This window comes from Ruegeria sp. CDSB013, from assembly GCF_059611165.1.
Genome location: NZ_JBXWPA010000033.1, coordinates 1 through 3,266 on the forward strand (window position 1 = coordinate 1; position 3,266 = coordinate 3,266).

At 55.2% G+C, this 3,266-nt stretch carries 5 protein-coding genes; 1 reads left to right on the top strand and 4 read right to left on the bottom strand.

The genetic code is table 11. From position 1 onward, the window contains the following. Positions 1–201: 201 nt before the first annotated feature. From AC2FJF_RS24250 to AC2FJF_RS24260, 3 genes are read right to left on the bottom strand one after another with little or no spacing between them, the layout of a single operon-like run. Positions 202–684: an NAD(P)-dependent oxidoreductase gene (locus AC2FJF_RS24250; protein WP_496727549.1), complete on the bottom strand. Its 483-nt coding sequence runs from the start codon at positions 682–684 to the stop codon at positions 202–204. 41 nt (positions 685–725) lie between these two features. Then, entirely contained in the window at positions 726–1,082 is a 357-nt protein-coding gene (locus tag AC2FJF_RS24255) for a VOC family protein (protein WP_496727550.1), read from the bottom strand. A gap of 40 nt (positions 1,083–1,122) precedes the next feature. Beyond that, positions 1,123–1,560, bottom strand: coding sequence for a VOC family protein (locus tag AC2FJF_RS24260; protein WP_496727551.1), 438 nt, complete (start codon positions 1,558–1,560; stop codon positions 1,123–1,125). A 107-nt stretch (positions 1,561–1,667) separates the two neighbouring features. Between AC2FJF_RS24260 and AC2FJF_RS24265 the strand changes: the two genes are divergently transcribed. Next, positions 1,668–2,372 carry a helix-turn-helix transcriptional regulator gene (locus AC2FJF_RS24265; RefSeq protein WP_496727552.1) on the top strand — a complete coding sequence of 235 codons (705 nt, stop codon included), beginning with the start codon at positions 1,668–1,670 and terminating at the stop codon, positions 2,370–2,372. Between the two features lie 314 nt (positions 2,373–2,686). Here the strand turns inward: AC2FJF_RS24265 and AC2FJF_RS24270 are convergent. Then, a partial coding sequence (locus tag AC2FJF_RS24270) for a hypothetical protein (protein WP_496727553.1) occupies positions 2,687–3,266 on the bottom strand: 580 nt, incomplete at its 5' end.

Genomic DNA, 3,266 nt, shown 5'->3' on the forward strand with positions numbered 1-3,266 from the left:
GTTCGCCCAACTGGCAGGGTAAACCGCTCACCAATTCCACTAATGCTCTGCCATCTGAAAAGTTTGCGACAGAACCCACGCCGTATGCCGCCCCTTGGGTCTCAGGGTCCGAGATGGCATCAATCAGGAATTGTTCAAGTGCCAACAGGGAAACTGCTGTTCTGTTTTCGGGAAAAGCATCTCTTTGGGCACGGTATGCCGTCACACCGGGTTTTTGAGAAATCCCGCGCGGGCCGAGGTCCAGTTTAGGCCAGAGTTCTTCAAGATATCCTCCATGCGATCGGCGCTGCGTACAACGTTCGGCACAACGAAACGAAGGAGCTTTCCGAGCAGCGTTTGGTCTGGAAATAGCAAAGCCGTTGAAGTCACCAAGACCCGCTTGAGTCTGGTCGCCGACGCCGCTTCGACGATGGCGTAAGAAGATCGGAAATACACAGAAGTGGCGGCTTTTGTTGGCAGCTCACCGCCCATGGCCGAAACAGCGGCGCCGTGGTCGCGAAACACTGATGCGAGAAACTCAGGATCATAGTGATCACCGACCACCACGTGCAATCTTGGGTGTCGTAGATCGGTCGTTTTGACTGCAGAACGAACGACCGCTGTGACCTCCATGTCCCGTGCGTGCACAGCTACGAGCACAAGCTTACCTGTCCGCCCATTCGCGCCCAAAAGAACGAGTTTCAAAGTCTTCTCCATTCAATCGGAAAGTGCGTTTGCGACCTGCATTAGGCGGAGAGGCAAATCTTGTTGCTGTCAAGATCCCTGACGTAGGCCGAGAAGCGCGGTCCACGTTGGTTCGGTTCGCCTTCGCTCGTGCCACCAAGCTCGATGGCCAATGCGTGCAGCCTTACGACCTCTTCAGCCGACCCGACGCTGAAGCCGACCATGGTTCCGTTGCCATTCGTGGCGGGTTTTTCGTCGAACGGGATGGCAGCTGCAAAGGCAAAATTAGGTCCGAGCCAGTAAGTCATTCTGTCGGTGGGCGAGACGCGCTTTAGGCCTAATTGACCAAAAAGCTGGTCATAGAAGTGCGTTGCGGCGGCCATGTCGTTGGTACCGACGACGAAGTAGTTCATTTGCATGGTGGGATGTCCTTTGAGATTGTGCTGAGTCTTGTGAGCGTCACTGACCGGTCAGTCTGAAAAACTCGATCAACTGACCGTTGGGGTCGGTGATCTTAAGCAAGTGGATGCCCGGCTCTTCGATGATCTCCGGCGCGGTCACACCGGCAGAGGTGGCGCGGGCGTGCAAGACCTCCAGATCGGCGGATTGCAGGTAGGGAACCGCACCCGAACCTGCCTCGGACCCCGGTGCGTACTTGTCCCGTGACACGATTGCGAACCAGCCACCAGCCACATCGAACGCCACGAATTCGGGTAGCCCGATTGTCGGTTCACTGTCGAACAGGGCGCGGTAGAAGGCCTCCGATTCCTCCATGTTGTCGGTCGGCACATAGGCGCCCATGGCCATGATCGGCGCAGTTCCCCGCTGCTCCGCCGACTCCGCAACGAGTGCTGTTGGCATAACAGCGGCGAGGGTTAGAGCAATGAAATGTCCCATCTTCTGATCTCCATTTTATAATGTTTTTCCTGCTTCTACCGCGCCTATGCTGACAGCGTGTTGTCAGCATACTGTCAGTATGCTCTGTTTCATCGAAAGGAGATCACATGAGGCGCGGCGACAGGCTATTTGAAGTCATCGAGATCCTGAGGCGTGCCAAAGGCCCGATCTCTGCCCAGTCTATTGGTGAAGAACTGGGCGTGACCAAGCGTACGGTGTATCGCGATGTTGCTGCGCTGATGGGCCAGGGCGTGCCGATCAATGGCGAGGCCGGGGTCGGCTATGTGTTGGAGCCCGGCTTTCATATGCCACCGCTGATGCTGACCCCGGACGAAATCGAGGCCGTTACGCTTGGCGTGTTGTGGGTCAAGACGCGAGGCGAACCCGAGCTTGCGCTGGCGGCTGAGAAGCTAATCACCAAGCTGGAAGCTGTCGCACCTGACAAGTACCGGACGTCGTTTCTTCAGCCGGCCGTAAGCGTTGCGCCCGTCGCGCAGCCGGTTGAAGTACTCGGCGCCGCGGCCATTCGTCTGGCCATTCGACGCCGCCAAAAAATAGCTCTGAAATATTCGGACCACTCAGGCCAACAAACTCGTCGTGTGATCTGGCCCATACTGCTGGGTTATCGGGACACCAGCCGCATCATCGCTGCATGGTGCGAGATGCGAGAAGGCTTTCGTTACTTTCGGACAGAACGGATCATTGAGGCGGAGGTTCTCGAAAACAGTATTCCTCGGCGAATGGACCTACTTCGCGCGGAGTGGCGTAATGCCACGGATGCAGAACGAAAGCGCTATGAAGAGGGGGCATAAGACAAGGGTTGCCGAAGGACCGCAATGGGGAAGCAGCAGCGCAGCGGAGCGCTGCTTAAGCAACGACAGGATTGGGCCGTCAGTTGGATCAACAAAAAAGCGTTAGGGGCAATGCTGTGCTCGCTCCGAGGGCAGTTTCGAGCCCATAGCCGTTACCGCTGAGGCACTGGATGCGCTGACCAACTGGATTACAGCGGCCATTGAAGAGAATGTTGGGCCAGACCAAGTCTTGGTGGCTACATTACAAAAAGACTGAGAAACATCGAACGCCTCTACCTAAAGACAAGCCCAAAAATACATTCGGTGTCTTCTAGTTAGTACCGTGTGACCTCGACTGCGACTGCAGCAAATACCACGCCAATCAACAGAGCCTTTGTATTCACTGCCGAAAGGCTGGGTAGTTTAACCCGAAGAGACAGGGCTATTATCACACCCCCTGTCAACCCATTCGCAATTGAATAGATCATGCTACTTTTGTCCGCGCTGAGACCGATCAATATGCCGACTGCAAGCGACTCGACAAAGTATGCGCGTAGCCATCCAGACATATGCCCGGGGTGGGTCTTATAGAGATATATATTTACCCCAAACAAATGCAGTGAATAGGCCAACGTTCCAATCGCGTACAGTTCAGGCGATGTTCCCGTCGTTTGCATGACTGTGATGGCAAGCAAGCAGTTATAGGTTCCGAGTGCCACTGTGTCCAAGCCAAGCGACAACCTGTTATCGGCCCCCACTTCACGGCTGGCTTCCAACAAGTAGTATAGGAGAAACCCCAGCAGAGAATAACCGTACAGCGAGTGTTCCCATTTCCCGCTTGCAGCTAAACCGGCGGACAATTCACCGATTTTTGGCAGTAAGAAAAGGAAAGCATAGCATAGCCAAGTCCGATCC